This window comes from Polaromonas sp. P1_F9 (assembly GCF_056405615.1).
This window is the reverse complement of sequence record NZ_JBFUBT010000004.1, coordinates 555,223-580,570: the sequence shown is the minus strand read 5'-3', so window position 1 is coordinate 580,570 and position 25,348 is coordinate 555,223. Positions and strand designations below refer to the sequence as shown.

At 59.8% G+C, this 25,348-nt stretch carries 33 protein-coding genes and 1 tRNA gene; 29 read left to right on the top strand and 5 right to left on the bottom strand.

Annotated features, from left to right (window positions below):
• Positions 1–20: 20 nt before the first annotated feature.
• The 3 genes from AC1DYR_RS14180 to ubiA all read left to right on the top strand — a co-directional run bounded on the left by AC1DYR_RS14180 (position 21) and on the right by ubiA (position 2,497).
• Positions 21–1,019 carry a LysR substrate-binding domain-containing protein gene (locus AC1DYR_RS14180; RefSeq protein ID WP_477705634.1) on the top strand — a complete coding sequence of 333 codons (999 nt, stop codon included), beginning with the start codon at positions 21–23 and terminating at the stop codon, positions 1,017–1,019.
• Between the two features lie 91 nt (positions 1,020–1,110).
• Positions 1,111–1,623, top strand: coding sequence for a Dps family protein (locus AC1DYR_RS14175; RefSeq protein WP_477646630.1), 513 nt, complete (start codon positions 1,111–1,113; stop codon positions 1,621–1,623).
• Between the two features lie 13 nt (positions 1,624–1,636).
• Positions 1,637–2,497 carry a 4-hydroxybenzoate octaprenyltransferase gene (ubiA, locus tag AC1DYR_RS14170; RefSeq protein WP_477705633.1) on the top strand — a complete coding sequence of 287 codons (861 nt, stop codon included), beginning with the start codon at positions 1,637–1,639 and terminating at the stop codon, positions 2,495–2,497.
• A gap of 102 nt (positions 2,498–2,599) precedes the next feature.
• Here ubiA and AC1DYR_RS14165 read toward each other — a convergent pair whose 3' ends face one another.
• The 5 genes from AC1DYR_RS14165 to AC1DYR_RS14145 form a co-directional block, all read right to left on the bottom strand.
• Complete coding sequence (locus AC1DYR_RS14165) at positions 2,600–2,812, bottom strand: hypothetical protein (protein ID WP_477666459.1); 213 nt, start codon at positions 2,810–2,812, stop codon at positions 2,600–2,602.
• A 239-nt stretch (positions 2,813–3,051) separates the two neighbouring features.
• Positions 3,052–3,888 (bottom strand): pyrroline-5-carboxylate reductase, encoded by an 837-nt coding sequence (gene proC / locus AC1DYR_RS14160; RefSeq protein WP_477705632.1) that lies wholly within the window; start codon positions 3,886–3,888, stop codon positions 3,052–3,054.
• A 6-nt stretch (positions 3,889–3,894) separates the two neighbouring features.
• Positions 3,895–5,079 carry an esterase-like activity of phytase family protein gene (locus AC1DYR_RS14155; RefSeq protein ID WP_477705631.1) on the bottom strand — a complete coding sequence of 395 codons (1,185 nt, stop codon included), beginning with the start codon at positions 5,077–5,079 and terminating at the stop codon, positions 3,895–3,897.
• A gap of 73 nt (positions 5,080–5,152) precedes the next feature.
• The gene (gene glpK / locus AC1DYR_RS14150) at positions 5,153–6,646 is read right to left on the bottom strand and encodes a glycerol kinase GlpK (RefSeq protein ID WP_477705630.1); all 1,494 of its coding nucleotides are present in this window, start codon (positions 6,644–6,646) and stop codon (positions 5,153–5,155) included.
• A gap of 48 nt (positions 6,647–6,694) precedes the next feature.
• Positions 6,695–7,462 (bottom strand): DeoR/GlpR family DNA-binding transcription regulator, encoded by a 768-nt coding sequence (locus tag AC1DYR_RS14145; RefSeq protein WP_477705629.1) that lies wholly within the window; start codon positions 7,460–7,462, stop codon positions 6,695–6,697.
• 268 nt (positions 7,463–7,730) lie between these two features.
• Here AC1DYR_RS14145 and AC1DYR_RS14140 point away from each other — a divergent pair, with 268 nt between their 5' ends.
• The 26 genes from AC1DYR_RS14140 to AC1DYR_RS14015 all read left to right on the top strand — a co-directional run bounded on the left by AC1DYR_RS14140 (position 7,731) and on the right by AC1DYR_RS14015 (position 25,281).
• Positions 7,731–8,816, top strand: a complete 1,086-nt coding sequence (locus AC1DYR_RS14140; RefSeq protein WP_477705628.1) for an ABC transporter ATP-binding protein — start codon at positions 7,731–7,733, stop codon at positions 8,814–8,816.
• A gap of 39 nt (positions 8,817–8,855) precedes the next feature.
• Positions 8,856–9,935 carry an ABC transporter ATP-binding protein gene (locus AC1DYR_RS14135; protein ID WP_477705627.1) on the top strand — a complete coding sequence of 360 codons (1,080 nt, stop codon included), beginning with the start codon at positions 8,856–8,858 and terminating at the stop codon, positions 9,933–9,935.
• Positions 9,936–10,107: 172 nt separating this feature from the next.
• The gene (locus AC1DYR_RS14130) at positions 10,108–10,998 is read left to right on the top strand and encodes a carbohydrate ABC transporter permease (RefSeq protein ID WP_477646620.1); all 891 of its coding nucleotides are present in this window, start codon (positions 10,108–10,110) and stop codon (positions 10,996–10,998) included.
• Positions 10,995–11,816 (top strand): carbohydrate ABC transporter permease, encoded by an 822-nt coding sequence (locus tag AC1DYR_RS14125; RefSeq protein ID WP_477646619.1) that lies wholly within the window; start codon positions 10,995–10,997, stop codon positions 11,814–11,816. The genes AC1DYR_RS14130 and AC1DYR_RS14125 overlap by 4 nt, the downstream gene beginning before the upstream one ends.
• 132 nt (positions 11,817–11,948) lie before the next feature.
• Positions 11,949–12,257 carry a DUF2160 domain-containing protein gene (locus AC1DYR_RS14120; RefSeq protein WP_477668673.1) on the top strand — a complete coding sequence of 103 codons (309 nt, stop codon included), beginning with the start codon at positions 11,949–11,951 and terminating at the stop codon, positions 12,255–12,257.
• Between the two features lie 84 nt (positions 12,258–12,341).
• Positions 12,342–14,072: an ABC transporter substrate-binding protein gene (locus AC1DYR_RS14115; protein ID WP_477668672.1), complete on the top strand. Its 1,731-nt coding sequence runs from the start codon at positions 12,342–12,344 to the stop codon at positions 14,070–14,072.
• Between the two features lie 130 nt (positions 14,073–14,202).
• Complete coding sequence (locus AC1DYR_RS14110; RefSeq protein ID WP_477705626.1) at positions 14,203–15,789, top strand: glycerol-3-phosphate dehydrogenase/oxidase; 1,587 nt, start codon at positions 14,203–14,205, stop codon at positions 15,787–15,789.
• 429 nt (positions 15,790–16,218) lie between these two features.
• Positions 16,219–16,587: a 50S ribosomal protein L14 gene (gene rplN, locus AC1DYR_RS14105; protein ID WP_007869247.1), complete on the top strand. Its 369-nt coding sequence runs from the start codon at positions 16,219–16,221 to the stop codon at positions 16,585–16,587.
• A gap of 9 nt (positions 16,588–16,596) precedes the next feature.
• Positions 16,597–16,917 carry a 50S ribosomal protein L24 gene (gene rplX / locus AC1DYR_RS14100; RefSeq protein ID WP_477705625.1) on the top strand — a complete coding sequence of 107 codons (321 nt, stop codon included), beginning with the start codon at positions 16,597–16,599 and terminating at the stop codon, positions 16,915–16,917.
• 1 nt (position 16,918) lies between these two features.
• On the top strand, positions 16,919–17,491 hold the full coding sequence (rplE, locus tag AC1DYR_RS14095) for a 50S ribosomal protein L5 (RefSeq protein WP_092130238.1): 573 nt from the start codon (positions 16,919–16,921) through the stop codon (positions 17,489–17,491).
• Positions 17,492–17,499: 8 nt separating this feature from the next.
• The gene (gene rpsN / locus AC1DYR_RS14090; protein WP_188709725.1) at positions 17,500–17,805 is read left to right on the top strand and encodes a 30S ribosomal protein S14; all 306 of its coding nucleotides are present in this window, start codon (positions 17,500–17,502) and stop codon (positions 17,803–17,805) included.
• A 17-nt stretch (positions 17,806–17,822) separates the two neighbouring features.
• Positions 17,823–18,218, top strand: a complete 396-nt coding sequence (gene rpsH, locus AC1DYR_RS14085) for a 30S ribosomal protein S8 (protein WP_371436766.1) — start codon at positions 17,823–17,825, stop codon at positions 18,216–18,218.
• A gap of 24 nt (positions 18,219–18,242) precedes the next feature.
• Positions 18,243–18,776 carry a 50S ribosomal protein L6 gene (gene rplF, locus AC1DYR_RS14080; protein ID WP_457281396.1) on the top strand — a complete coding sequence of 178 codons (534 nt, stop codon included), beginning with the start codon at positions 18,243–18,245 and terminating at the stop codon, positions 18,774–18,776.
• An 11-nt stretch (positions 18,777–18,787) separates the two neighbouring features.
• Positions 18,788–19,153 (top strand): 50S ribosomal protein L18, encoded by a 366-nt coding sequence (gene rplR / locus AC1DYR_RS14075; RefSeq protein ID WP_457281395.1) that lies wholly within the window; start codon positions 18,788–18,790, stop codon positions 19,151–19,153.
• A 17-nt stretch (positions 19,154–19,170) separates the two neighbouring features.
• Positions 19,171–19,689 carry a 30S ribosomal protein S5 gene (gene rpsE / locus AC1DYR_RS14070; protein ID WP_457281394.1) on the top strand — a complete coding sequence of 173 codons (519 nt, stop codon included), beginning with the start codon at positions 19,171–19,173 and terminating at the stop codon, positions 19,687–19,689.
• A gap of 13 nt (positions 19,690–19,702) precedes the next feature.
• Positions 19,703–19,885: a 50S ribosomal protein L30 gene (rpmD, locus tag AC1DYR_RS14065; protein WP_122954340.1), complete on the top strand. Its 183-nt coding sequence runs from the start codon at positions 19,703–19,705 to the stop codon at positions 19,883–19,885.
• A 13-nt stretch (positions 19,886–19,898) separates the two neighbouring features.
• The gene (gene rplO / locus AC1DYR_RS14060; RefSeq protein ID WP_122954339.1) at positions 19,899–20,330 is read left to right on the top strand and encodes a 50S ribosomal protein L15; all 432 of its coding nucleotides are present in this window, start codon (positions 19,899–19,901) and stop codon (positions 20,328–20,330) included.
• 19 nt (positions 20,331–20,349) lie between these two features.
• The gene (gene secY, locus AC1DYR_RS14055) at positions 20,350–21,669 is read left to right on the top strand and encodes a preprotein translocase subunit SecY (RefSeq protein ID WP_348045246.1); all 1,320 of its coding nucleotides are present in this window, start codon (positions 20,350–20,352) and stop codon (positions 21,667–21,669) included.
• 18 nt (positions 21,670–21,687) lie between these two features.
• Positions 21,688–21,906, top strand: a complete 219-nt coding sequence (gene infA / locus AC1DYR_RS14050) for a translation initiation factor IF-1 (protein WP_007869286.1) — start codon at positions 21,688–21,690, stop codon at positions 21,904–21,906.
• A gap of 30 nt (positions 21,907–21,936) precedes the next feature.
• Complete coding sequence (rpmJ, locus tag AC1DYR_RS14045; RefSeq protein ID WP_028820150.1) at positions 21,937–22,050, top strand: 50S ribosomal protein L36; 114 nt, start codon at positions 21,937–21,939, stop codon at positions 22,048–22,050.
• A gap of 24 nt (positions 22,051–22,074) precedes the next feature.
• Positions 22,075–22,440, top strand: a complete 366-nt coding sequence (rpsM, locus tag AC1DYR_RS14040) for a 30S ribosomal protein S13 (protein WP_074579313.1) — start codon at positions 22,075–22,077, stop codon at positions 22,438–22,440.
• A gap of 13 nt (positions 22,441–22,453) precedes the next feature.
• Positions 22,454–22,858, top strand: coding sequence for a 30S ribosomal protein S11 (gene rpsK / locus AC1DYR_RS14035; protein WP_007869288.1), 405 nt, complete (start codon positions 22,454–22,456; stop codon positions 22,856–22,858).
• A 132-nt stretch (positions 22,859–22,990) separates the two neighbouring features.
• On the top strand, positions 22,991–23,614 hold the full coding sequence (rpsD, locus tag AC1DYR_RS14030; protein WP_477705624.1) for a 30S ribosomal protein S4: 624 nt from the start codon (positions 22,991–22,993) through the stop codon (positions 23,612–23,614).
• A 95-nt stretch (positions 23,615–23,709) separates the two neighbouring features.
• Positions 23,710–24,699, top strand: coding sequence for a DNA-directed RNA polymerase subunit alpha (locus AC1DYR_RS14025; protein ID WP_122954336.1), 990 nt, complete (start codon positions 23,710–23,712; stop codon positions 24,697–24,699).
• Between the two features lie 85 nt (positions 24,700–24,784).
• Positions 24,785–25,186, top strand: coding sequence for a 50S ribosomal protein L17 (rplQ, locus tag AC1DYR_RS14020; protein WP_122954335.1), 402 nt, complete (start codon positions 24,785–24,787; stop codon positions 25,184–25,186).
• A gap of 18 nt (positions 25,187–25,204) precedes the next feature.
• A tRNA-Met gene (locus AC1DYR_RS14015) sits at positions 25,205–25,281 on the top strand.
• Positions 25,282–25,348 lie beyond the last annotated feature (67 nt).

Here is a 25,348-nt window from a genome sequence, read left to right as displayed (position 1 = left end):
AAAAGCAGCACAATAAGCCCATGACGCTGACCGAACTCAAATACATCGTCGCTGTGGCCCGCGAAAAGCATTTTGGCAAGGGCGCCGACGCCTGTCACGTCTCGCAGCCCACCCTCAGCGTGGCCATCAAGAAGCTGGAGGAAGAGCTGCAGGTCAAGCTTTTTGAGCGCAACGCCAACGAAATCACCGTGACGCCGCTGGGCGAAGAAATCGTGCGCCAGGCCCAGAGCGTGCTCGAACAGGCCGACAACATCCGTGAAATTGCCAAGCGCGGCAAAGACCCGCTGGCCGGCGCGCTGCGGCTGGGCGTGATCTATACGATTGGCCCCTATCTATTGCCCGACCTGGTGCGCCAGGCGATAGCGCATACGCCGCAGATGCCGCTGATGCTGCAGGAAAACTTCACCGTCAAGCTGCTGGAGGAGCTGCGGACCGGTGAAATTGACTGCGCCATCCTGGCCGAGCCCTTTCCCGACACCAACCTGGCCATTGCGCCGCTGTATGACGAGCCTTTCATGGCGGCTGTGCCCAGCGCCCATGCGCTGGCGTCACGCAAGAGCGTGACGGCCGAGGAGCTCAAGAAGGAAACCATGCTGCTGCTGGGGACCGGCCATTGCTTTCGCGACCACGTGCTCGAGGTTTGCCCCGAATTTGCACGCTTTTCCAGCAGCGCCGAAGGCATCAGCAAAAGCTTTGAAGGTTCGTCGCTGGAAACCATCAAGCACATGGTGGCGGCGGGCATGGGCATCACGCTGGTGCCCCGACTGGGCGTGCCCAAGGAGGCTCTGGCCGAGCAGGCCGCAGCCAAAAAGACCGCGAAGGGCAAACCCACCGCAAGCCGCAGCAAAGTGGCGGCAGAGCAACCTTCGTTCATCAAATACCTGCCGTTTGACGGCGATGTGCCGAGTCGGCGCGTGGTGCTGGCCTGGCGTCGCAGTTTTACGCGCTATGAGGCCATTGCCGCGCTGCGCAATGCCATCTACGCCTGCGAGCTGCCCGGCGTCATCCGCCTGTCTTGAATCCAGTCTATGACGGGCATTGACGGCGGCTGTTGCGGCCGTCGTCCTGATTTCGTTAAAGTTATCCCTGAATTTTAAAAAAGGAAACACCATGGCCAAGTCTTCCGCCAAACCTGCCAGCAAAGCCGCACCGTCCATCAACATCGGCATCAATGAAAAAGACCGCGCGGCGATCGCCAAGGGCCTGAGCCGCCTGCTGGCCGACACCTACACGTTGTACTTGACCACCCATAACTTTCACTGGAACGTGACGGGGCCGATGTTCAACACGCTGCACCTGATGTTCATGACGCAGTACACCGAACTCTGGGCTGCGGTCGACCCGGTGGCCGAGCGTATCCGCTCCCTGGGCCATCCTGCACCGGGCTCTTACGCCCAGTTCAGCAAGCTGGCTTCCATCCCCGATGTACCTGTGGTGCCGCCCAAGGCGCTGGAGATGGTGCGCATCCTGGTGCAGGGCCATGAAGCCGTCGCTCGCACGGCGCGCGAATTGTTTCCTCTGGCCGACAAGGCCAGCGACGAGCCGACTGCGGACTTGCTGACGCAGCGCCTGACGGTGCACGAGCAGACGGCCTGGATGCTGCGCTCTTTGCTCGAAGAGTAAGGTGCATCCTGGCTTGTTGAAACAAAAGCTCGACCTCTACCTTCAACTGATCCGCTGGAATCGCCCGGCGGGTTGGTTGCTGCTGCTGTGGCCGACCTTGTCGGCGCTGTGGGTGGCTTCACATGGGTTTCCGGGCTGGCACCTGGTGGTCGTGTTCACCTTGGGCACTTTCCTCATGCGCAGTGCCGGCTGCTGTGTCAACGATGTGGCCGACCGCGATTTTGACCGCCACGTCAAGCGCACGGCCGAGCGCCCCGTGACCAGCGGAGCCCTTTCTGTCAGAGAGGCCCTGGTTCTCGGCGCCGTGTTGGCTTTGCTGGCTTTCGGCCTGGTACTCACCACCAATGCCGCCACCATCGCCTGGTCATTTGCCGCGCTGGGGATCGCGCTGGCCTATCCGTATGCCAAGCGTTTTGTCTCCATGCCGCAGGCGGTGCTGGGGGTGGCTTTCAGTTTTGGCGTTCCGATGGCCTTTGCCGCCGTGCAGTCGCGCGTGCCGCTGCTGGCCTGGGTGCTGTTGCTGGGCAACCTGTTCTGGGTGATTGCCTACGACACGGAATACGCCATGGTCGACCGTGACGACGACCTGAGGATCGGCATGAAAACGTCGGCCATCACACTGGGGCGGTTCGATGTGGCGGGTGTCATGCTCAGCTATCTGATTTTTCTATCGATTTGGGCTGTAGCCCTTATGGATCGTGCGCAACCAGCTATTTATTTGATAGCAATTGGGGTGGCGTTCGGGCAGGCGCTGTGGCACGGCTGGCTGATCCGCAAGCGCGAGCGCGATGACTGTTTCAAGGCATTTCGCCTCAACCATTGGCTGGGCTTTACGGTATTTGCGGGAATTGCGCTGTCGTACCTGGGCCTTTGAGCCTGCGCCGAAACAGGCGGCCATAAAAAAAGCCCGCAGATGCGGGCTTTTTCAATTCCTGCGTCGCCGGATCGAGGGCTCAGCAGAACTCCATCCGGCGAATTACACCGATTTTTTGGCTTTTGCCTTGGCCTTGTGCTTGACCTTGTGTTTGGCTTTTGCCTTGGCTTTTGTGGGTGCGGCGGCTTTTTCAGCAGGTGCGGCGGCAGGGGCTGCTGCGGGGGCGGCGGCCTGGGCCGCTGCTGGCGTGGAGATCACGGCCAGGGGCATGGCAAGGACGGCTGCGCTGATGAGGGTGGACAGTAATTTGTTCATGGTGAAGCTCCGGATGTTGGAAAAGTTATGGTGCGGGTGTTGCCGGGTGAACCGTCCACAAAGGACCAGGATAGCCGTGACAGACGCTCCTCTTCAACGTCTTCCCTCCCGGGGCGGTTGACTTGCCGGCAAATTCCCTGGCCCTGTGCGGTCGCGGCACAAGCATCATGTTGCTATTAATTGGATAGCCGCTTGCGCACGTCTATATTGGGCTTCGGGCGATTTTTGTTTAATTCCCTTCAACCCGCACCAAACTCGTCACCCAATTCACCGGCACGCTGCCTTGCCGTGTGGATGGCGCGCATGAACTGCATCTTGACGCGGTCCTGCTCCATCGAGGTCAGCGCGGCGTAGGTGGTTCCCCCTTTGGACGTGACCTGGGCGCGCAGGGCCTGCGGCGTTTCGTCGGACGCCTGCAGCAGCGCCGAAGCGCCGACAAAGGTGCCGACGGCGAGCTTGCGCGCCTGTTCCGGCGCAAGGCCCATGTCGGTGCCGGCCTCGATCATGGCTTCCACAAAATAAAAGACGTAGGCCGGGCCGGAGCCCGAAATGGCGGTGACCGCGTCCAGATGAGCTTCTTCGGTGAGCCACAGGAAAGCCCCTGTGGGCTTGACCACCTGCTCGACGGCCAGTTTGTCGTCGTCTGTCACGGCATCCCGCGCAAACAGCGCCGTCATGCCTTTGCCGACCAGCGCCGGCGTGTTGGGCATGGCGCGCACCACACGTTCGGTGCCCAGCCAGCGCGCGATGCTGCTGGACCGCACGCCGGCTGCCACGCTCAGGTGCAGGGCGGTTTTGGTGTGAAAGCGTGTTTGCAGGGCTGCATCCTTGAAAGTCTGCGGCTTGACGGCCCAGACGACCAGGCCAGCGCTGGTCAGTGGAGCGCCGGGTTTTTCATGCACCTGCACACCGAATTGCCGGGTGAGCTTGTTGCGCTGTTCTTCAAAAGGCTCGACCACCTGGATCTGGCTGGCAGGCATGCCCTGTTTAAGCAGGCCGCCAATGATGGCGCTGGCCATGTTGCCGCCACCTATGAAGGCGATGTGTTCGTTGCTTGTGCGGGAAGTGGGGGTCATGCGTTGTCAATCCAAAAATTCAAAGGCCAGCCACTGGCTGACTTGCCGGGAGCTGAAATTGTCGTCGCTAATGAAGACCAGGCTGCGATTTCCGTTGGGCAGTACCGGACCCCAGGCCATGCCTTCCGTATTGTCCAGACGCTCCAGCCGGAGGCCGGGTCCCGAGCCGGTGAAGGTGGAAAAGTCGGCGATCAGTGTTTTGTCGGCCGCGCGGTAGGTGCCAGTCTGCAGGACAGGCGTTGCGAGCGTGTCGGACCCCTGCCGCGTATCGATGAGGTACAGGCGCAGCGAGTTACCTGCCTGCGGGCCCCATCCAGCCATATAGGCCCGCTCCAGCACGAGCATGCGGTCAGCATCGAGCATCAGGATTTCCACCACGCCGTTGTCAGCATGGGTGGCCGGCGCGACAGGTGCGCGCGGAATGGCGTCGGGCACATAGGCAATTTGCCGCAGGGCTTTCCCATTGGTCAGGTCCAGCTGGGTGAACCGGCACGGCCCGCCGGCTGCCCGTACGGTCGGCGGCGGGCCGTCCTGGCGCATGGCGTTTTCCATGGCGATCCAGGCCCGGTTGCCGTCCGGGCTCAAGGCCAGGCCTTCCAGCGCCAGATTGATGCGCGGCCCCCGGGTGAGATGAAAATCAAACATGGCCGGCAACGTAAATTCGCGAACCAGTGTCCCGTCAGCCCGGCTTTCGCGCAGCTCCGGCGCCACGCCCGTCAGGGAATGCCCCTCGGTGACCCACAGCAGCGTCTGGTTGTCGGGGCGCCAGCGAATCGACTCCGGGTCGGGGGCCTGCACGCTCCGCAATACGGCCTCATACGTGCTGCTGTTGCCCTGGCGCAGGGGGGTGACGCCCAACAATTCCGGCTGGCCCAGGCTGTTCATGTCCAGCGCGATGCGTGCGGTGTAAAACCGCACGGGGTTGATGCTGGAGGCGTCGTCGCTGATCAGGTAATACAGGTTGTTGGCGGCGTCGTAGTCAATGCCTGAGAGACCGCCCACCGTGGTGCCCTGAAATTGCAACCGGTGTGGAATGCGGGACTCACCAATCAGGCGCAGACGTGTGCGGACCGGCTGGGTGGCCGCTGCTGCCGGCTGCGGTGCCTTGCCGCCGGCCAGGCCCAGCACTGCGGCTGCGCCGGCTCCGAGGACCAGCCGGCGCCTGGAGGGTGCTGTGACATAGGGGTTCATGCCGCCAAGTCTAGCGGCCGCGCTTGTGGGAAATGTGACAAGGGCAGGGCGCGCAGACCGTGCCGTGCCGCGCTTACTGCAGCACGGTCTGCCGCACTGCGTGTTCCCAGCGCGCCATCAGCTCAGCGGCCCGGTCCGCGCCCAGCGTAGGCAAAAACTTGCGCTCGGCGCGCCACATGCCCGACAGCTCGTCGATGCTGCTGTAGACGCCGCTGGAGAGCCCCGCCAGGTAGGCGGCGCCCAGTGCTGTGGTTTCAATCACGGCCGGGCGGATCACCGGTATGCCCAGCAGGTCGGCCTGGAACTGCATCAGCAGGTCGTTGACGCAGGCCCCGCCGTCTACGCGCAGCTCGGCCACGGGCGCCGCACCGGCGCTCACCGCGTCGCGGCTCATGGCCTGCAACAGGGCGGCGCTTTGGTAGGCGATGCTTTCGAGTGCGGCGCGCGCGATATGGGCGACGGTGGTGCCGCGCGTGAGGCCGGTGATGGTGCCCCGCGCATCCGGTTTCCAGTAGGGCGCACCCAGGCCGGTGAAGGCCGGCACCATCATCACGCCGCCTGAATCTGGCACGCTTTCGGCCAGCGCCTGCACTTCGGCGCTGCCCTTGATGGCGTGCAGGCCGTCGCGCAGCCACTGAACCACGGCGCCGCCGACGAACACGCTGCCTTCAATGGCGAACTGGGTTTGCGCCGTGGCCTGGGCCGCGCTGGTGGTCAGCAAGCCGTTGTGGGAGGTCTGGAATTGCCCACCGGTGTGCATCAGCATGAAGCAGCCGGTGCCATAGGTGTTCTTGGCCATGCCGGCCTTGAAGCAGGCCTGGCCGAAGAGGGCGCTTTGCTGGTCGCCGGCGACGCCGCCTATCGCAACGGCATGACCCAGCAGGTCGGGCCGCACCTCGCCGTAATGCGCGCTCGAAGGCAGTACCTTGGGCATCAGCGAGGCCGGGATGCCCAGCAGCTCAAGCAGCTCGTCGTCCCACTGGTTGGTATGCACGTTGAACAGCATGGTGCGCGAGGCGTTGCTGACGTCGGTGGCATGCAGTGCACCGCCCGTGAGTTGCCACATCAGCCAGCTGTCGATGGTGCCGAAGGCCAGTTCGCCGCGCTCGGCCTGCGCGCGGGCGCCGGGCACGTTGTCGAGCAGCCATTTGAGCTTGGTGCCGGAAAAATAGGCATCGATCAGCAGCCCGGTTTTGGACTGGATCAGCTTTTCCTTGCCGCGCTCACGCAACTCGGCGCAGGTGACTTCCGCGCGCCTGTCCTGCCAGACGATGGCGTGATGAACCGGCATGCCGGTCTTGCGGTTCCAGAGGGCGGTGGTCTCGCGCTGGTTGGTGATGCCCAGGGCGCGGATATCGCTGGCCTTGATATGGGCCTTGGCCAGCACTTCGCGCGCCGTCGCCAGCTGGGTGCGCCAGATTTCATTCAGGTCGTGCTCGACCCAGCCGGGTTTGGGGTAGATCTGCGGCAGCTCTTGCTGCGCGAGGGCCACGATGTGGCCATGTTCGTCAAACACGATGCTGCGGGAACTGGAGGTTCCCTGGTCGAGTGCGAGAAGGTATGTCATGCGCTGGAGTGTATGAAAGGGCGCTGGCGGCGCACAAGTGCGGCGGGCTTAAGAATGGGCAACTTCACAGTTGACGTCCGCCTCTTCCAGCAAGGTTGGAAACGGCTCGGGCGGGGGCATGTCGGTGAACAGCCGGTCAATTTGGGAGAGCGTAGCGAGCTCCACCATGGCAGGCCGGTTGAACTTGCTGCTGTCGGCTGCCAGCCAGACTTCGCGGGCATGCTCGATGATGGTCTGGGCAACTTTGACTTCGCGGTAGTCGAAGTCGCGCAGGGAGCCGTCAGGCTCGATCCCAGAGATACCGATGACGGCGATGTCGACCCGGAACTGGCGTATGAAGTCGACCGCCGCCTCGCCCACGATGCCCCGGTCGCGCGAGCGCACCACGCCGCCCGCCACGATGACCTCGCAGTCGGTATTACCGCAAAGGATGCCCGCCACATTCAGGTTGTTGGTAATGACCCGCAGCCCCTTGTGGTGCAGCAGGGCCTTGGCGATGGCTTCGGTGGTGGTGCCGATATTGAGGATCAGCGAGCAGTCGTTCGGAACACGCCTGGCCACTGCGCGCGCGATGCGCGCCTTGCCTTCGGCATGAAGGCTTTCACGCTGGCGGTGCGCAATGTTTTCGATGGTGGAGCTGGGCACTCGCACGCCGCCGTGAAAGCGCGTCAGCAGGCCGGCCTCCGCCAGTCGCTGCACGTCCCGCCGGACGGTCTGCAGGGTCACGTCCAATTTTTCTGCAAGCTGCTCGACCGAGGCCGAGCCGTGGGTTCGCACGACGTCGAGGAGCTTGATTTGCCTGGGATTGGAGTTCACGCGGATTCAAGTTTGAAGGGAGTCGGGGAGGTCTGGAAACTTTATATCGAAACAAAAGGAAACAGATAAGGGAAAACAATTAGACAAAGCAATCAAAAAAGAAGAAAAATAGAAAAAAACCGAACTTCTTCAAAGTTTCGCCGGGAGCCTTCCTCTTGTCTACTGTTTCCTTTTGTTTGCCTGCCACTGCCCTGGCACAGGAGCTCTGCCGCCGTTTGGGGTTGCTGCAACGCATCTGCAATGGCCGGTTGCACGGAAGGCGCGCGTGATGCAGCTGACCCTGGACCACATCAGCAAAAAAGTTGGCGCCGAACAATGGCTTTATGAAATGAACCTGGCGCCGCGCAGTGGCGAAGTCACTGTGCTGTTGGGTGCGACGCAGGCCGGAAAAACCAGCCTGATGCGCATCATGGCGGGCCTGGACGTCCCCACGCAGGGAAAAGTCCTGGTGAACGAAATCGACGTGACCGGCATGCCGGTTCGTGAGCGGAATGTCGCCATGGTCTACCAGCAGTTCATCAACTACCCCTCGCTGCGGGTGACGGACAACATCGCCTCGCCCCTCAAGTTGCGCGGGGAAAAGAACATTGACCAGACAGTGCGAAAACTGGCCGAGCGCCTGCATATCGAGATGTTCCTGGACCGCTACCCTGCGGAGTTGTCGGGCGGGCAGCAGCAGCGGGTGGCCCTGGCCCGCGCACTGGCCAAGGGGGCTCCCCTGATGCTGCTGGACGAACCGCTGGTCAACCTGGACTACAAGCTGCGCGAGGAACTGCGTGAAGAACTGACGCAGCTTTTTGCGGCCGGCGATTCCACCGTGATCTATGCCACCACCGAGCCTGGCGAGGCTCTGCTGTTGGGAGGGTATACCGCCGTGATGGACGGTGGCGAGCTGCTGCAGTACGGCCCGACCGCCGAGGTATTTCACTCGCCGCGGTCCTTGCGCGTTGCGCGTGCCTTCAGCGACCCGCCCATGAACCTGATGGCAGCACTGCCCGCGCCGCAAGGCCTGCAACTGGCGGCGGGGCCGACCTTGGTGCTGGCTTTGCCCGATGCGCCGGCGCAAAACCTGGTCACCCTCACGGCCGGTGTTCGCGGCAGCGCCCTGCGCATCCAGGCGCGCGAAGGCGATGTGGCGTTGCCGGGAAAGGTCGAGTTGGCCGAAATTTCGGGTTCCGACACTTTTGTTCACGTCGCCACGGCGGTGGGTGAACTGGTGGCCCAGCTGACCGGTGTGCATTACTTTGAGCTGGGCGCGCCCATCACCTTGTTTCTCAGTCCAGCCCAGGTATATGTCTTTGATGCAACCGGCGCCTTGTTGCTGGCGCCTGAGCGCAGGGGAGGACTTGCATGAAGCACCTTTTTGCATCGGCTGCGGTGTTGTGGAGGCCTTATGGCGCGTATTGATCTCGATCTGGCCCATGCCTATCGGCCGAATCCGCGCGAAGACAGCGACTACGCGTTGCTCCCGCTCACCATGAGTTTTCGCGATGGCGGCGCCTATGCGCTGTTGGGCCCCTCAGGCTGCGGCAAGACGACCATGCTTAACATCATGTCGGGCTTGCTGGTGCCGTCGCAGGGCACGGTCAAATTCGACGGCGTGGACGTGACACATGCGACGCCGCAGCAGCGCAATATCGCGCAGGTGTTCCAGTTCCCGGTGATCTACGACACCATGACGGTGGCTGAAAACCTGGCGTTTCCACTGCGCAACCGCAAGGTGCCGGAAGACCAGATCAAAAAACGCGTCGGTGAAATTGCCGAGATGCTGGACATGAGCGGCCAGCTCAACCACCGCGCGGCCGGGCTGGCAGCAGACGCCAAGCAGAAAATCTCGCTGGGACGCGGCCTTGTGCGCCCTGATGTATCGGCCGTGCTGTTTGACGAGCCCCTGACGGTGATTGACCCGCACCTCAAATGGCAATTGCGGCGCAAGCTCAAGCAGATTCACCATGAATTGAGGCTCACCCTGATTTATGTGACGCACGACCAGGTGGAGGCGTTGACCTTTGCCGAAGAGGTAGTGGTAATGACGCGCGGCCGTGCTGTGCAGACGGGTTCGGCCGATGCGCTGTTTGAGCGCCCCCGCCATACGTTTGTAGGCCACTTCATCGGATCACCCGGCATGAACTTTTTGCCGGCCACCGTCGTCGGTGGCGCGCTGCGCGTCGCGGACCGGCCGCTGGCGCTGCCGCCTGAACGCGCCATGCCCGACAGCGAACTCAAGCTGGGTGTGCGTCCTGAATACGTGGTGAAGACGGCACCCGGTGATCCGGCGGCGCTGCCGTTCACTGTCACGCTGGTGCAGGACATTGGCACCCACTGGATGCTGACGGCCCGGATCGGCGAACACACCCTGAAAGCCCGGTTGAACCCGGCCTCACGCGCGCCGCAGGCAGGCGAGGAGGTCTGGCTGCAGGTCATGGGGCCGCACACCTGCCTCTATATCAACGACGAACTGGTGACAGCATGAGCGCAGCGCAGAACCGCTTCGAGCAAGCTCCGGCCCCCTCGGGGGGCAGCGCAGTACACGCAGTGACAAGCGTGGGGGTAAATCCATACGCAGCGCAGAACCGCTTCAAGCAAGCTCCGGCCCCCTCGGGGGGCAGCGCAGTACACGCAGTGACAAGCGTGGGGGTAAATCCATGAGCACAACGACTAAACCGGTGAACCAGAAGGCTTGGCTGCTGGTGCTGCCGGTCATCATTTGCGTGGCGTTCTCCGCCATTTTGCCGCTGATGACGGTCGTCAACTATTCTGTGCAGGACATCATTTCGCCGGAGCGGCGCGTATTCGTCGGTACGGAATGGTTTGCATCGGTGATGCGCGACGAAGAGCTGCATGCGGCGCTATGGCGGCAGCTCACGTTTTCGCTGGCGGTACTGGCAGTCGAAATTCCCTTGGGCATCGCGCTGGCGCTGTCCATGCCCGCTCAGGGCTGGAAGGCCTCGCTGGTGCTGGTGCTTGTGGCGTTGTCCCTGCTGATCCCCTGGAATGTGGTGGGCACCATTTGGCAGATTTATGGGCGGGCCGACATCGGCCTGCTGGGGGCCATGCTGCAGAAAATGGGGTTTGACTACAGCTACACCGGCAACGCCGTGCATGCCTGGGTGACGGTGCTGCTGATGGACGTGTGGCATTGGACGCCCTTGGTGGCGCTGCTGGGCTACGCCGGCTTGCGCTCCATTCCCGACGCCTACTACCAGGCCGCGCGCATCGACGGCGCCAGCAAGTTCGCGGTGTTCCGCTACATCCAGCTGCCCAAGATGCGCGGCGTGCTGATGATCGCCGTGCTGCTGCGCTTCATGGACAGCTTCATGATTTACACCGAGCCTTTTGTGCTGACCGGTGGCGGGCCGGGCAACGCCACGACATTCCTTTCGCAATACCTCACGCAAAAAGCCGTCGGCCAGTTCGACCTGGGCCCGGCGGCGGCTTTCTCGCTGATTTACTTTTTGATCATCCTGCTGCTGTGCTTCATCCTCTATAACTGGATGCAGCGTGTCGGTACGCAAGAGAAGGAGGGCGTGGAATGAATTCACTCAACGCACCCAGGTTCCAGGCGCGCACGCTGTTCCTGATTGCCTACATTTTGTTCGCGCTGTTGCCCATCTACTGGATGGTCAACATGAGTTTCAAGACAAATGCCGAAATTTTGTCGAGCTTCTCGTTCTTTCCCCAGGAGTTCACCTGGAACAACTACAAGACCATCTTCACCGACCCGTCCTGGTATTCGGGCTACATCAACAGCCTGATTTATGTCGCCATCAACACGGTGATTTCGGTGACTGTGGCTTTGCCGGCCGCCTACGCATTCTCGCGTTACAGCTTTCTGGGCGACAAGCACGTGTTCTTCTGGCTGCTGACCAATCGCATGACGCCGCCTGCGGTGTTCTTGCTGCCGTTCTTTCAGCTCTACACCACGGTAGGGCTGATGGACACCCACATCGCTGTGGCCTTGGCTCATTTGCTGTTCAACGTACCGCTGGCGGTGTGGATCCTGGAAGGTTTCATGAGCGGGATTCCGCGCGAGATTGACGAGACCGCGTACATCGACGGCTATTCATTTCCCCGCTTCTTTGTACGCATTTTCCTGCCGCTCATCAAGGCCGGTGTCGGCGTGGCGGCGTTCTTCTGCTTCATGTTCAGCTGGGTCGAATTGCTGCTGGCGCGCACGCTGACCAGCGTCAACGCCAAGCCCATCGTCGCGACCATGACGCGCACTGTGTCGGCTTCGGGCATGGACTGGGCCACACTGGCGGCGGCCGGTGTGTTGACCATCGTGCCGGGCGCCATCGTGATCTGGTTTGTGCGCAACTACATCGCAAAAGGCTTCGCGATGGGCAGAGTTTGATGCACCCCCGAAGCGCCTTCGGCGCCTCCCCCTCAAGGAACGCCACCTGCGGCCCGGCAAAGCCGGTTCCGCGATGGCACTTGAATGGGGTCAGATTGGTGGCTAGGGCCATTGCGTTTAAGGAGATGAAAGATGTTTGAGTGGATGGCCTGGACGACGCCTGTGGCAATTTTCTTTACCTGCATCGTGCTGATGCTGGTGGGCATGACGGTATGGGAGTTGAAATCCCCGACAACGATGCGGCGCGGATTTTTGCCGCTGGAAACCACCCGCGGCGACCGGCTTTTCATCGGCCTGCTCAGCGCGGCCTACGTCAACCTGATTTTTGTGGGCATCAGCGGCAAGCTGGCGGGGTGGCTGGGTCTGGAGGGCGATCCGTCGATCTGGATCAGCTTCGTGTTGTCAATGGCCTTGCTCGCATTCGTCATGCGCAAGGGATAGAAGTCAGAAAAGGAACCCGGCTCATATTCCCCGGAGCCGAACAAGCCTTCAACCACGGGGAGTGAACCAATGAGGAGACAAATCATGAAGATGCGTTATACGGCTCTGGCCCTGGCTGCGGCATGTGCCATGGCCAGCCCTGGCTGGGCAGGCGAAGCTGAGGCGAAAAAATGGATTGACAGCGAATTCCAGCCCTCTACGTTGTCCAAGGACAAGCAGCAGGCTGAGATGAAGTGGTTTATCGATGCGGCCAAGAAGCTGCAGGCCAAGGGCGTGAAGGAAATCTCGGTCGTGTCCGAGACCATCACGACCCACGAATACGAATCGAAGACGCTGGCAAAAGCCTTTGAGGAAATCACCGGCATCAAGGTCAAGCACGACATCATTCAGGAAGGCGACGTGGTTGAAAAGCTGCAGACGTCCATGCAGTCGGGCAAATCGATTTACGACGGCTGGATTTCCGACTCCGACCTGATCGGCACCCACTACCGCTACGGCAAGATTCTGGCGTTGTCCGACTACATGGCCGGTGCGGGCAAGGAATACACCAACCCGGGCCTGGACCTCAAGGACTTCATTGGCACCAGCTTCACCACGGCGCCTGACGGCAAGCTCTACCAGTTGCCCGACCAGCAGTTCGCCAACCTGTACTGGTTCCGCGCCGACCTGTTCGCGCGCAAGGACCTGCAGGACAAGTTCAAGGCCAAATACGGCTACGACCTCGGGGTGCCGCTGAACTGGAGCGCCTATGAGGACATCGCCGAGTTCTTCACCAACGACGTGAAGACCATAGACGGCAAGCCGATTTACGGCCACATGGACTACGGCAAGAAGGACCCCTCGCTGGGCTGGCGCTTTACCGACGCATGGCTGTCCATGGCCGGCACCGCCGACAAGGGCATCCCCAACGGCATGCCGGTGGACGAGTGGGGCATTCGCGTGGCGGCCGACAAGTGCACGCCTGTGGGCGCCTCTGTTGCGCGTGGCGGGGCCACCAATTCACCTGCTGCGGTCTACGCGCTGACCAAGTACGTGGACTGGATGAAGAAGTACGCGCCCAAGGAGGCCAGCGGCATGACCTTTGGTGAAGCCGGCCCGGTGCCGGCCCAAGGGCAGATCGCCCAGCAGATCTTCTGGTACACGGCCTTTACCGCCGACATGACCAAGAAGGGCCTACCTGTGGTGAACGCCGACGGTACGCCGAAGTGGCGTATGGCGCCCGGCCCCAACGGCCCGTATTGGAAGCAGGGCATGCAAAACGGCTACCAGGACGTGGGCTCCTGGACCTTCTTCAAGGACCATGACCCCAACAAGGTGGCCGCGGCCTGGCTGTACGCGCAGTTCATCACCTCCAAGACCGTTTCGGCCAAGAAATCGGTGGTGGGCCTGACCTTCATCCGCGACAGCGACATCCATCATGAGTACTTCACCAAGAATGCCGCCAATTACGGTGGCCTGATTGAGTTCTACCGCAGCCCGGCCCGCGTGGCCTGGACGCCGACGGGCAACAACGTACCCGACTACCCCAAGCTGGCGCAGCTGTGGTGGAAGAACGTGGCCCAGGCCGTAACGGGTGAAAAGACCCCGCAGGGTGCGATGGATACGCTGGCCGATGAGATGGATCAGGTGATGGGTCGTCTGGAGCGTGCCGGTATGGCCCACTGCGCGCCCAAGCTCAACCCCAAGGGTGACCCCGCCAAATGGCTGAGCGACAAGGGTGCGCCATGGGCCAAGCTGGCCAATGAAAAACCCAAGGGCGAAACCATCAACTACGACAAGTTGCTGCAGGCCTGGAAAGACGGAAAAGTACGCTGATCGCGTGGCCGTGCAGTGCGCAAGTGCTGCACGGCCGTTTTTTTTCAGGATTCAGGTTATTGCAACAAGCGCCGGGTAAGCTCGGCGCTCTTTTACCGATGGGTTTGTATGGAAACGGGAAGCAAGGCCCATGACGACTGATTTAGCGCCTGCGCAGACGCGGCGCCAGGATTTAATGGCCCGGCTTGCCGAGCCGCACCACTACGACATCGCGATCATTGGCGGCGGCGCTACCGGCCTGGGAGTCGCGCTGGATGCGGCCGCCCGCGGGTTTTCCGTCGTGCTGGTCGAATCGCACGACTTTGCCAAGGGCACATCGTCCCGCGCCACCAAACTGGTGCATGGCGGCGTGCGCTATCTGGCGCAGGGCAATATCTCGCTGGTGCGTGAGGCCTTGCACGAACGCACCACGCTGCTGGCCAATGCGCCGCACCTGGCACAGCCTTTGCCCTTTGTCATGCCTTCCTACAAGTTCTGGGAGGCACCTTTTTATGGCGTGGGGCTCAAGATGTATGACGCCTTGGCCGGTAAGGCCGGCTTGGGTGCCACGGAGTTTTTAAGCAGGCAGGAAACCCTGGCTTGCCTTCCCACGGTACAGCCACAGCACCTCAAGGGCGGCGTCAAATATTGGGATGGCCAGTTTGACGATGCGCGCCTCGCGCTGGCGCTGGCCCGCACGGCGGCCCGCCAGGGCGCGCTGCTGGTCAATTACTGCGAAGCATCGGGCCTGATCCATGAGGGCGGCAAGCTGGTCGGCCTGCATGCACGGGACCAGGAAACGGGCCGCACATTCGAAATCCGCGCCAACTGCGTGGTGAACGCGGCTGGCGTCTGGGTGGATCAGCTGCGCCTGCAAGATGGGCAGGCCACCGGGCGCGACCCCAAGCCCATGGTGGCACCCAGCCAGGGTGTTCATATTGTGGTGGACCGCTCGTTTTTGCCTGGCGACCACGCCTTGCTGGTTCCCAAGACGGCCGACGGCCGGGTGTTGTTTGCCGTGCCATGGCTGGGTAAAACCATTTTGGGAACCACCGACACGCCGCGCCACGACCTGGCGCGTGAACCGCTACCCTTCAAAGACGAGGTCGATTTCATCCTGCGGGAATCGGCGCGCTATCTCAGCCGTGCCCCGGGCCCGGCGGACATCAAGAGCATCTGGGTGGGGTTGCGGCCGCTGGTGAAACCGCCGGATGACGACGCCGGCAGTACCCAGGCCTTGTCTCGGGAGCATACGGTGCTGGTCAGCAAAAGCGGCCTTGTTACGGTGACAGGCGGCAAGTGGACGACTTACCGGGCAATGGCTGAAGATGTTTTGGCGAAATGCTTCGGCGCGGCGCTGCTGCCTTCGCGCCCGGCAGATGCCACCATAAACTTGAAGTTAGTGGGCGCTCAGGCCTCGAGCCATAAAATCAGCGAAAGTCCTGGCATTCACCTATATGGAAGTGAATCTGCGGTGGTGCAAGACCTGCCGGGCTCAGGGCGGGAACTCGGCGGCGGGCTAACGGAGGCCATGGTGCGATTCGCCGCCCGTCATGAATACGCCCGTACCGTGGAAGATGTGCTGGCCCGCCGTTCCCGTTTGCTGTTTCTTGATGCGGCGCTGGCGAGGACGCTGGCGCCCGAGGTGGCAGCCCTGCTCCGGGAGGAAAACGGGATCGACCCGCAGCTCGGGGCTTTTGTGGCGCTTTGTGCTCAATACCTTACTCCGCCAGCCTGACGTCAAGCCGGGTGTAGGGGCAAAGCTCATGGGCAAAAAGGCTACAGCCTTCCCGGCATACCCTGGCGGTTTGCGGCAATAACGACTGAGAATCGGCTTTTTGCTATTAAATTAATAGCAGCTTGCGCTTGTCCATATTGGCCTTGAGGCGTATTTTTTAGGGAATCGAATTGTGCGCACCGAACGGGTCTGTCTGTCCGATGTTTATCCGGGATAAGCAGCCACTGGGTGGTGTTGCCGGTTATTTCGCAACAGTCGGTTGACAGCCCGAAATGATTTAGTGATAATCGTGGGCTTCGCTCTAAAAGGCGAGGAATTCTGCCTAACGGAAGCACTGCAAGTGGTTTGCGGTGTGGACGACGGGCCCAAGACTGATTGGCTGGTGATCCCAAGGGGTTGCCTTCCGGTGCAAGTTGGGAACACATTTAAATGATTCAAACGCAATCCAAGCTCGATGTTGCTGACAACACGGGTGCCAAGTCCGTGATGTGCATCAAGGTTCTGGGCGGCTCCAAGCGCCGGTACGCCAGCGTTGGTGACGTCATCAAGGTGAGCATCAAAGAAGCCGCTCCGCGTGGCCGCGTCAAAAAAGGCGAGGTTTACAGCGCTGTGGTCGTTCGCACCGCCAAAGGCATCCGCCGTGGCGATGGCTCCCTCGTCAAATTCGACGGCAACGCAGCAGTGTTGCTTAACGCCAAGCTGGAGCCAATCGGCACCCGCATCTTCGGACCAGTGACGCGCGAACTGCGCACTGAAAAGTTCATGAAGATCGTGTCCCTGGCTCCTGAAGTTCTGTAAGGACTCGCCATGAACAAAATCCGTAAAGGCGACGAGATCATCGTGATCGCCGGTCGCGACAAAGGCAAGCGCGGCAAGATTTCGCTGCGTAAAGACGATAGCTATGTGCTGGTGGATGGGATCAACCTGGTGAAAAAACACACCAAGCCCAACCCGATCAAGGGTACCACTGGCGGCATCGTCGAAAAAAGCATGCCGATTCACCAGTCGAACGTGGCAATTTTCAATGCCGCTACCGGCAAGGCGGATCGCGTTGGCATCAAGCTCCTGGCAGACGGCAAGAAAGTGCGCGTCTTCAAGTCCAGTGGCGAAGAAATCAAGGTTGCATAACATGGCAAAGACCGCACCTGTACAAGCTGCTTCGCAGGCCCGCCTGCAAGCTCAGTACCGCGAAAAAATCGCCCCCGGCCTGATTGAAAAATTCGGCTATACCTCGCCCATGCAGGTTCCCCGCATCACTAAGATCACTCTCAACATGGGTGTGAGCGAGGCTGTTGCCGACAAGAAGGTCATGGACAACGCCGTTGGCGACATGACCAAGATTGCCGGTCAGAAGCCTGTTGTGACCAAGGCCAAGAAGGCTATCGCTGGTTTCAAGATCCGCGAAGATTTGCCTATCGGCTGCATGGTTACCCTGCGCGGCGTGAAGATGTATGAGTTCCTCGATCGTTTCGTCACCGTGGCCCTGCCCCGCGTGCGTGACTTCCGCGGTATTTCCGGCCGGGCCTTCGATGGCCGCGGAAACTACAACATCGGCGTGAAAGAGCAGATTATTTTCCCTGAGATCGAGTACGACAAGGTTGATGCCTTGCGTGGCCTGAATATCAGCATCACCACAACGGCAAAGACCGATGAAGAGTGCAAGGCACTCCTCACCGCCTTCCGTTTTCCGTTCAAGAACTGAGGCGGGACATGGCAAAACAAGCTTTACTGCAACGTGAACTGAAGCGCGAGAAACTCGCCGCGAAGTTCGCCAAGAAATACGCTGAACTCAAGGCGACGTCCAACGACGCCAAGCGCTCTGATGAAGAGCGTCAGCTGGCTCGCCTCGAGCTGCAAAAACTGCCCCGCAATGCGAACCCGACCCGCCAGCGTAACCGCTGCGCGATCACGGGCCGCCCGCGCGGTACTTTCCGTCAATTCGGTCTGGCTCGCGCCAAGATCCGTGAGTTGGCATTTGCTGGTGATATCCCTGGTATCACCAAGGCAAGCTGGTAAGCATAGGAGAACACAAAATGAGCATGAGTGATCCTATCGCCGACATGTTGACCCGCATCCGCAATGCGCAAATGGTTGAAAAAGCCGTTGTGCTGGTGCCTTCGTCAAAAGTCAAAGTTGCCATCGCGCAGGTTCTGAAGGATGAGGGCTACATTGATGGCTTCTCCGTCAAGACCGATGAGGGCAAGTCCCAGCTGGAAATCGCCCTGAAGTATTACGCAGGCAAGCCCGTGATTGAGCGCATCGAGCGCGTCAGCCGCCCCGGCCTTCGTGTTTACAAAGGCCATGGCGCCATCCCCCAGGTCATGAATGGCCTTGGTGTGGCAATTGTCACGACCCCGCAAGGCGTCATGACCGATCGTAAAGCCCGCGCTACCGGTATCGGTGGTGAAGTGCTTTGCTACGTGGCCTAACGGCGGCATTGAGGAGAAACTGAAATGTCTCGTGTAGGAAAAATGCCAGTGACCGTACCTCAGGGTGTGGACGTGGCCATGAAAGCAGACCAGATCAATGTCAAGGGCGCTCTCGGCACCCTGGCGCTGACACAGAACGCGCTTGTCACCATCAAGAACGATGCGGGCAAGCTGACTTTTGTGCCGGCCAATGATTCGCGTGAAGCCAATGCCATGAGCGGCACGATGCGCCAGCTCGTGAACAACATGGTGACGGGTGTCACCAAGGGCTTCGAGAAAAAATTGAGCCTGGTCGGCGTGGGCTACAAAGCCCAGGCCCAAGGCGCCAAGCTGAACCTGACCGTGGGGTATTCGCACCCTGTGATCATGGACATGCCTGCTGGCATCACTGTTGCAACCCCGACTCCCACGGAAGTGGTGATCAAGGGTTCCGACCGCCAGCGCGTCGGCCAGATCGCCGCTGAAGTTCGTGCTGTTCGTCCTCCCGAGCCTTACAAGGGCAAGGGCATCCGCTATGTGGATGAGAAGATCACGATCAAAGAAACCAAGAAGAAATAAGGAGCTGCATCATGTTGACCAAAAAAGAGCAGCGCCTTCGTCGTTCACGCCAGACCCGCATTCGCATTGCTACGCAAGGTGTTGCCCGTTTGACCGTGAATCGCACCAATCTGCATATCTATGCCAGCGTTATTTCTGGCGACGGCACCAAGGTCCTGGCTGCTGCTTCCACCGCGGAAGTGGAAGTCCGCAAGGAAATCGGCGCTTCGGGTAAAGGTGGAAACGTTGCTGCTGCGCAAGCCATTGGCAAACGCATTGCCGAAAAGGCAAAAGCAGCAGGTGTTGAAAAAGTGGCGTTTGATCGCGCCGGTTTTGCGTACCACGGCCGCGTCAAAGCGTTGGCTGAGGCGGCTCGCGAAGCTGGTTTGCAGTTCTAAGCAGACTGGAATTAAGTATGGCTAAGTTTCAAGCAAAACAGCAAAACGACGCTCCAGACGATGGTCTGAAGGAAAAAATGATCGCGGTTAACCGCGTGACCAAAGTCGTGAAGGGCGGTCGTATCCTCGGTTTCGCCGCGTTGACCGTCGTGGGTGACGGCGATGGCCGCGTCGGCATGGGCAAGGGCAAGTCGAAAGAAGTGCCGGCAGCCGTGCAAAAGGCGATGGAAGAAGCGCGCCGCAACATGACCAAGGTTTCGTTGAAAAACGGCACCATTCACCACAATGTTTTCGGCCACCACGGTGCAGCCAGCGTCATGATGGCGCCGGCCCCCAAGGGTACCGGCATCATTGCTGGCGGTCCAATGCGCGCCGTTTTCGAAGTCATGGGCATCACCGACATCGTGGCGAAGAGCCATGGTTCGAGCAACCCTTACAACATGGTGCGCGCCACCATGGACGCACTGAATAATTCCACGACCGCTTCTGAAATTGCGGCCAAACGTGGCAAATCGGTCGAAGAGATCTTCGGCTAAGGCGGCATTGAAAATGACCAAAGAAACCAAAGTCAAAGTCCAGCTGGTTCGCAGCCCGATTGGCACCAAGGAATCGCATCGCGCCACTGTGCGCGGTCTGGGCCTTCGTGGCGTCAACAGCGTCAGCGAATTGCAGGATACGCCCGCAGTGCGCGGCATGATCAACAAGATCAGCTATCTGGTCAAGATTGTCTGAGCGGAGACTCAAAATGGAATTGAACGGAATCAAGCCTGGCCAAGGCGCTAAACATGCCAAGCGACGCGTCGGTCGTGGCATTGGCTCCGGTCTGGGTAAAACATCTGGACGCGGCCATAAAGGTCAGAAATCACGTGCTGGTGGCTACCACAAGGTGGGCTTCGAAGGCGGTCAAATGCCTATGCAGCGCCGTTTGCCAAAGCGTGGCTTCAAGTCGCATCTGCTCAAGTTCAACGCCGAGGTTACCCTGAGTGCGCTGGAGCAGCTGGGTCTGGCTGAAGTTGATTTGCTGGCACTGAAGACTGCCGGCCTGGTGGGCCAGCTTGCCAAGAACGTCAAGGTCATCAAGTCGGGGGAGCTGTCCAAGGCTGTCAAGCTGAACGGCATTTCCGCCACGGCAGGGGCCAAGGCCATTATTGAAGCCGCCGGCGGCTCTGTCGCTTAAATACCTGACTGGAAACTCAGTGGCAACCAACTCAGCTCAAATTGCGAAGACCGGCAAGTACGGTGATTTGCGCAACCGGCTTGTGTTTTTGCTGCTGGCTCTCGTGGTGTACCGCATTGGCGCGCACATCCCGGTGCCAGGGATTGATCCTGGCCAGCTCAAAGAGCTGTTCAAGGGCCAACAAGGCGGCATATTGAACCTGTTCAATATGTTTTCTGGTGGGGCCCTGTCGCGCTTTACGGTTTTTGCCCTGGGCATCATGCCGTACATCTCGGCATCGATCATCATGCAGTTGCTGACGTACGTCGTTCCGACGTTCGAGCAGATGAAAAAAGAAGGCGAAAGCGGCCGACGCAAGATTACGCAGTACACACGTTACGGCACGCTGGCTTTGGCACTGTTCCAGTCTATGGGCATTGCCGTGGCGCTGGAAAGCTCGCCAGGCCTGGTGCTGGCACCCGGTTTTGGTTTCCGCATGACTGCAGTGTTCAGCCTGACGGCCGGCACGATGTTCCTGATGTGGCTGGGTGAGCAGATTACAGAGCGCGGTTTGGGTAACGGTATTTCGATCCTGATTTTCGCGGGTATCGCGGCCGGGTTGCCGAATGCGATGGGCGGTTTGCTGGAACTGGTGCGTACTGGCGCGATGAGTATTCTGGTGGCCATTGTGATCGTCGCGGTGGTCGTGCTGGTGACCTATTTCGTGGTGTTCGTAGAGCGTGGGCAGCGCAAGATTCTTGTGAACTATGCGCGGCGCCAGGTGGGTAACAAGGTTTACGGTGGGCAGTCATCGCACTTGCCGCTGAAGTTGAACATGGCGGGCGTGATCCCACCGATTTTCGCTTCATCGATCATTTTGCTGCCTGCCACGGTTGTGGGCTGGTTTAGCACCGGTGAAAGCATGCGCTGGCTCAAAGACATCGCCAGCACGCTGACGCCGGGCCAGCCCATCTATGTGATGCTGTACGCCAGCGCGATTGTGTTCTTCTGCTTCTTCTATACGGCGCTGGTGTTCAACAGCCGTGAAACGGCAGACAACCTGAAAAAGAGCGGTGCGTTCATTCCGGGTATTCGGCCGGGTGATCAGACAGCCCGCTACATTGACAAAATCCTGGTGCGTTTGACGCTGGCGGGTGCGGTTTACATCACATTCGTGTGTCTGCTGCCGGAATTCTTGATTTTGAAATACAACGTGCCGTTCTATTTTGGCGGTACGTCGTTGATGATTATTGTCGTGGTGACCATGGATTTCATGGCCCAGGTACAGAACTACATGATGTCGCAACAGTATGAGTCGTTGCTTAAAAAGGCGAACTTCAAGACGTCACTGGGCGGTTAACTGGGTATTTGATGGGATATGTCTAAAGACGATGTGATCCAGATGCAAGGCGAGGTTGTAGAAAACCTCCCCAATGCGACTTTCAGGGTGAAGCTGGAAAATGGACATGTTGTACTGGGGCACATCTCGGGAAAAATGCGTATGCACTACATCCGCATTCTTCCCGGTGACAAGGTAACGGTTGAGTTAACGCCTTACGATTTATCGCGCGCACGAATTGTTTTCCGTGCCAAGTAAGCACAGAGTGAAAGTTTAGGAGTAATAGAAATGAGAGTTTCAGCTTCGGTCAAGAAAATTTGCCGTAACTGCAAAGTTATCCGTCGCAAGGGCGTTGTCCGTGTGATTTGCACGGATCCACGTCACAAACAGCGTCAAGGCTGATTTCAAGAGTTTTAGAGGACGAACATGGCTCGTATCGCTGGTATCAATATTCCGCCGCAGCAACACGCCGAAATCGGCTTGACTGCTATCTTTGGCATCGGTCGCACACGTGCTCGCAAAATTTGCGAAGCATGTGATATCGCTTACGCCAAAAAGGTCAAAGACCTGACCGATGGCGACCTGGAAAAAATCCGTGAGCAGATCGCCCTGTTCACCATCGAAGGTGACTTGCGTCGTGAAACCACGATGAACATCAAGCGCCTGATGGACATCGGCTGCTACCGCGGCTTCCGCCACCGTCGTGGCCTGCCCATGCGCGGTCAGCGCACCCGGACCAATGCCCGTACCCGCAAGGGCCCGCGCAAGGCCGCTGCAGCTTTGAAGAAATAATTGAGAGGTCGTCATGGCAAAATCACCAAGCAATAACGCCGCACAGCGCGTTCGCAAGAAAGTTCGCAAGAACGTGGCCGATGGTATCGCCCACGTCCACGCTTCTTTCAACAACACGATCATCACCATAACGGATCGTCAGGGCAATGCTTTGTCCTGGGCATCTTCCGGTGGTCAGGGTTTCAAGGGCTCGCGCAAATCCACCCCATTCGCAGCGCAGGTCGCTTCCGAAGTGGCTGGTCGCGCCGCCATTGAGCAAGGCATCAAGAATCTTGACGTTGAAATCAAGGGTCCTGGTCCAGGCCGTGAATCATCTGTTCGCGCTTTGGGCGCACTCGGCATCCGGATCAATTCGATTGCCGACGTGACCCCGGTTCCGCACAACGGCTGCCGCCCGCAAAAGCGCCGCCGCATTTAATTCCCCGTGCCCAGGTACCCGACGGGTTGTTTTAGTCCGTCAAATACCAGGCATTTTTACCAAGCCCACCGCCGCAGGTTACGACCTCCGGCTCCTGCAATTCATTGCAGCAGATGACAAAAGGACACTCAAGTGGCACGTTACCTAGGCCCCAAGGCCAAACTATCCCGCCGTGAAGGCACCGACCTGTTCCTGAAGAGCGCACGCCGCGCTATCAGCGACAAGGCCAAATTCGACTCCAAGCCAGGTCAGCACGGCCGTACCTCCGGTACCCGCACCTCCGACTTCGGCCTGCAACTGCGCGAAAAGCAAAAAGTCAAGCGCATGTATGGCGTGCTCGAAAAGCAGTTCCGGCGTTATTTCGAAGAAGCGGATCGTCGCAAGGGCAATACCGGCGCCAATCTGCTGTTCATTCTTGAGTCGCGTCTGGACAACGTTGTGTATCGCATGGGCTTCGGTTCGACCCGTGCTGAAGCGCGTCAGCTGGTCTCGCACAAGGCCATCACGGTCAATGGCGGATCTGTCAATATTCCTTCGTACATGGTCAAGGCCGGTGACGTCATCGCCGTACGCGACAAGTCGAAGAAGCAGACCCGCATCACGGAAGCCCTTGAGCTTGCAAAACAGGTTGGCCTGCCCGCTTGGGTCGATGTGAACGCCGACAAGGGAGAAGGCACCTTCAAGAAGGTACCCGATCGCGACGAGTTTGCCGCCGACGTCAACGAATCGTTGATCGTCGAGTTGTACTCGCGCTAATTTTTCGTTCCTGCGATACGGGGCACCGTATCGCCAGGGTGTGCTTCGCCGGCCTTATCGGTGTAACGAACCGAGGGTATTGAGAGGAAGACTGCATGCAGACCAATTTGTTGAAACCAAAAACCATTAATGTTGAGCAGCTTGGCGCCAACCGCGCCAAGGTGACTCTGGAACCGTTTGAGCGTGGCTACGGCCATACGCTGGGCAACGCGCTGCGCCGCGTACTGTTGTCTTCCATGGTCGGCCACGCCGCCACCGAAGTCACCATCGCGGGCGTCCTGCACGAGTACTCATCTATCGACGGTGTGCAGGAAGACGTCGTCAACATCCTGTTGAACCTCAAGGGTGTGGTGTTCAAGCTCCACAACCGCGACGAAGTCACGCTGAGCCTGCGCAAAGACGGCGAAGGCCCAGTCACTGCCGCCGACATTCAGACTCCGCACGACGTGGAAATCATCAACCCTGAACACGTGATCGTGAACTTGTCGCACGGCGGCAAGATCGACATGCAGATCAAGGTTGAAAACGGCCGCGGCTACGTGCCCGGCAACCAGCGCCGCTATGGCGATGAGTCGCCAAAGTCGATTGGCCGGATTGTGCTGGACGCGTCTTTTTCGCCCGTCAAGCGCGTGAGCTACATCGTCGAAAGCGCCCGCGTTGAGCAGCGCACCGACCTCGACAAGCTCGTGCTGGAAATCGAAACCAACGGCGCCGTGACGGCTGAAGATGCTGTCCGTGCCTCGGCCAAGATCCTGGTGGAGCAGCTGGCCGTGTTCGCACAGCTCGAAGGCAATGAACTGGCCGCGTTTGACGCACCCGTTCAGCGCAGCTCGCAGCAGTTCGATCCGATCCTGCTGCGCCCTGTCGATGAGCTCGAACTTACCGTGCGTTCGGCGAACTGCCTCAAAGCGGAAAACATTTACTACATCGGCGACCTGATCCAGCGCACCGAGAACGAGTTGCTGAAGACGCCGAACCTGGGTCGTAAATCGCTCAACGAAATCAAGGAAGTGCTTGCATCGCGCGGCCTGACCCTTGGTATGCGCCTGGAAAGCTGGCCACCCGCCGGCCTCGACAAGCGTTAATTTGAACCACAAGATCCCGCCTGAAAGGGGATCTCGCACGGGCAGTACCTGATACGGCTGCCTGGATTTTAAAAAAGGAAACACCATGCGCCACGGACACGGATTACGTAAACTCAACCGCACCAGCGAGCACCGCCTCGCCATGCTGCGCAACATGATGAACTCGCTGCTGCAGCACGAAGTCATCAAGACTACTCTGCCCAAGGCCAAGGAATTGCGCCGCGTGGTCGAACCCATGATCACCCTTGGCAAGGAACCTACTCTGGCCAACAAGCGCCTGGCATTTGACCGCCTGCGCGACCGCGACATGGTTGTCAAGCTGTTCGCTGAGATCGGCCCACGCTACAAGGCACGTCCCGGCGGCTACACGCGTATCCTGAAGATGGGTTTCCGCGTTGGTGACAACGCGCCCATGGCGCTGGTCGAACTGGTGGACCGTCCTGAAGTGTCGGAAGACACTACAGCTGACACGGCCAAGGCAGAGTAAGCTACAATACTCACATACCGCGCGGTGGAGCAGCCTGGTAGCTCGTTGGGCTCATAACCCAAAGGTCGTAAGTTCAAATCTTGCCCGCGCAACCAACACGTTAGCCTCTCAAGGCCAACAGCAAAACGCCTGCATCAAGCAGGCGTTTTGCTTTCCGGCCTT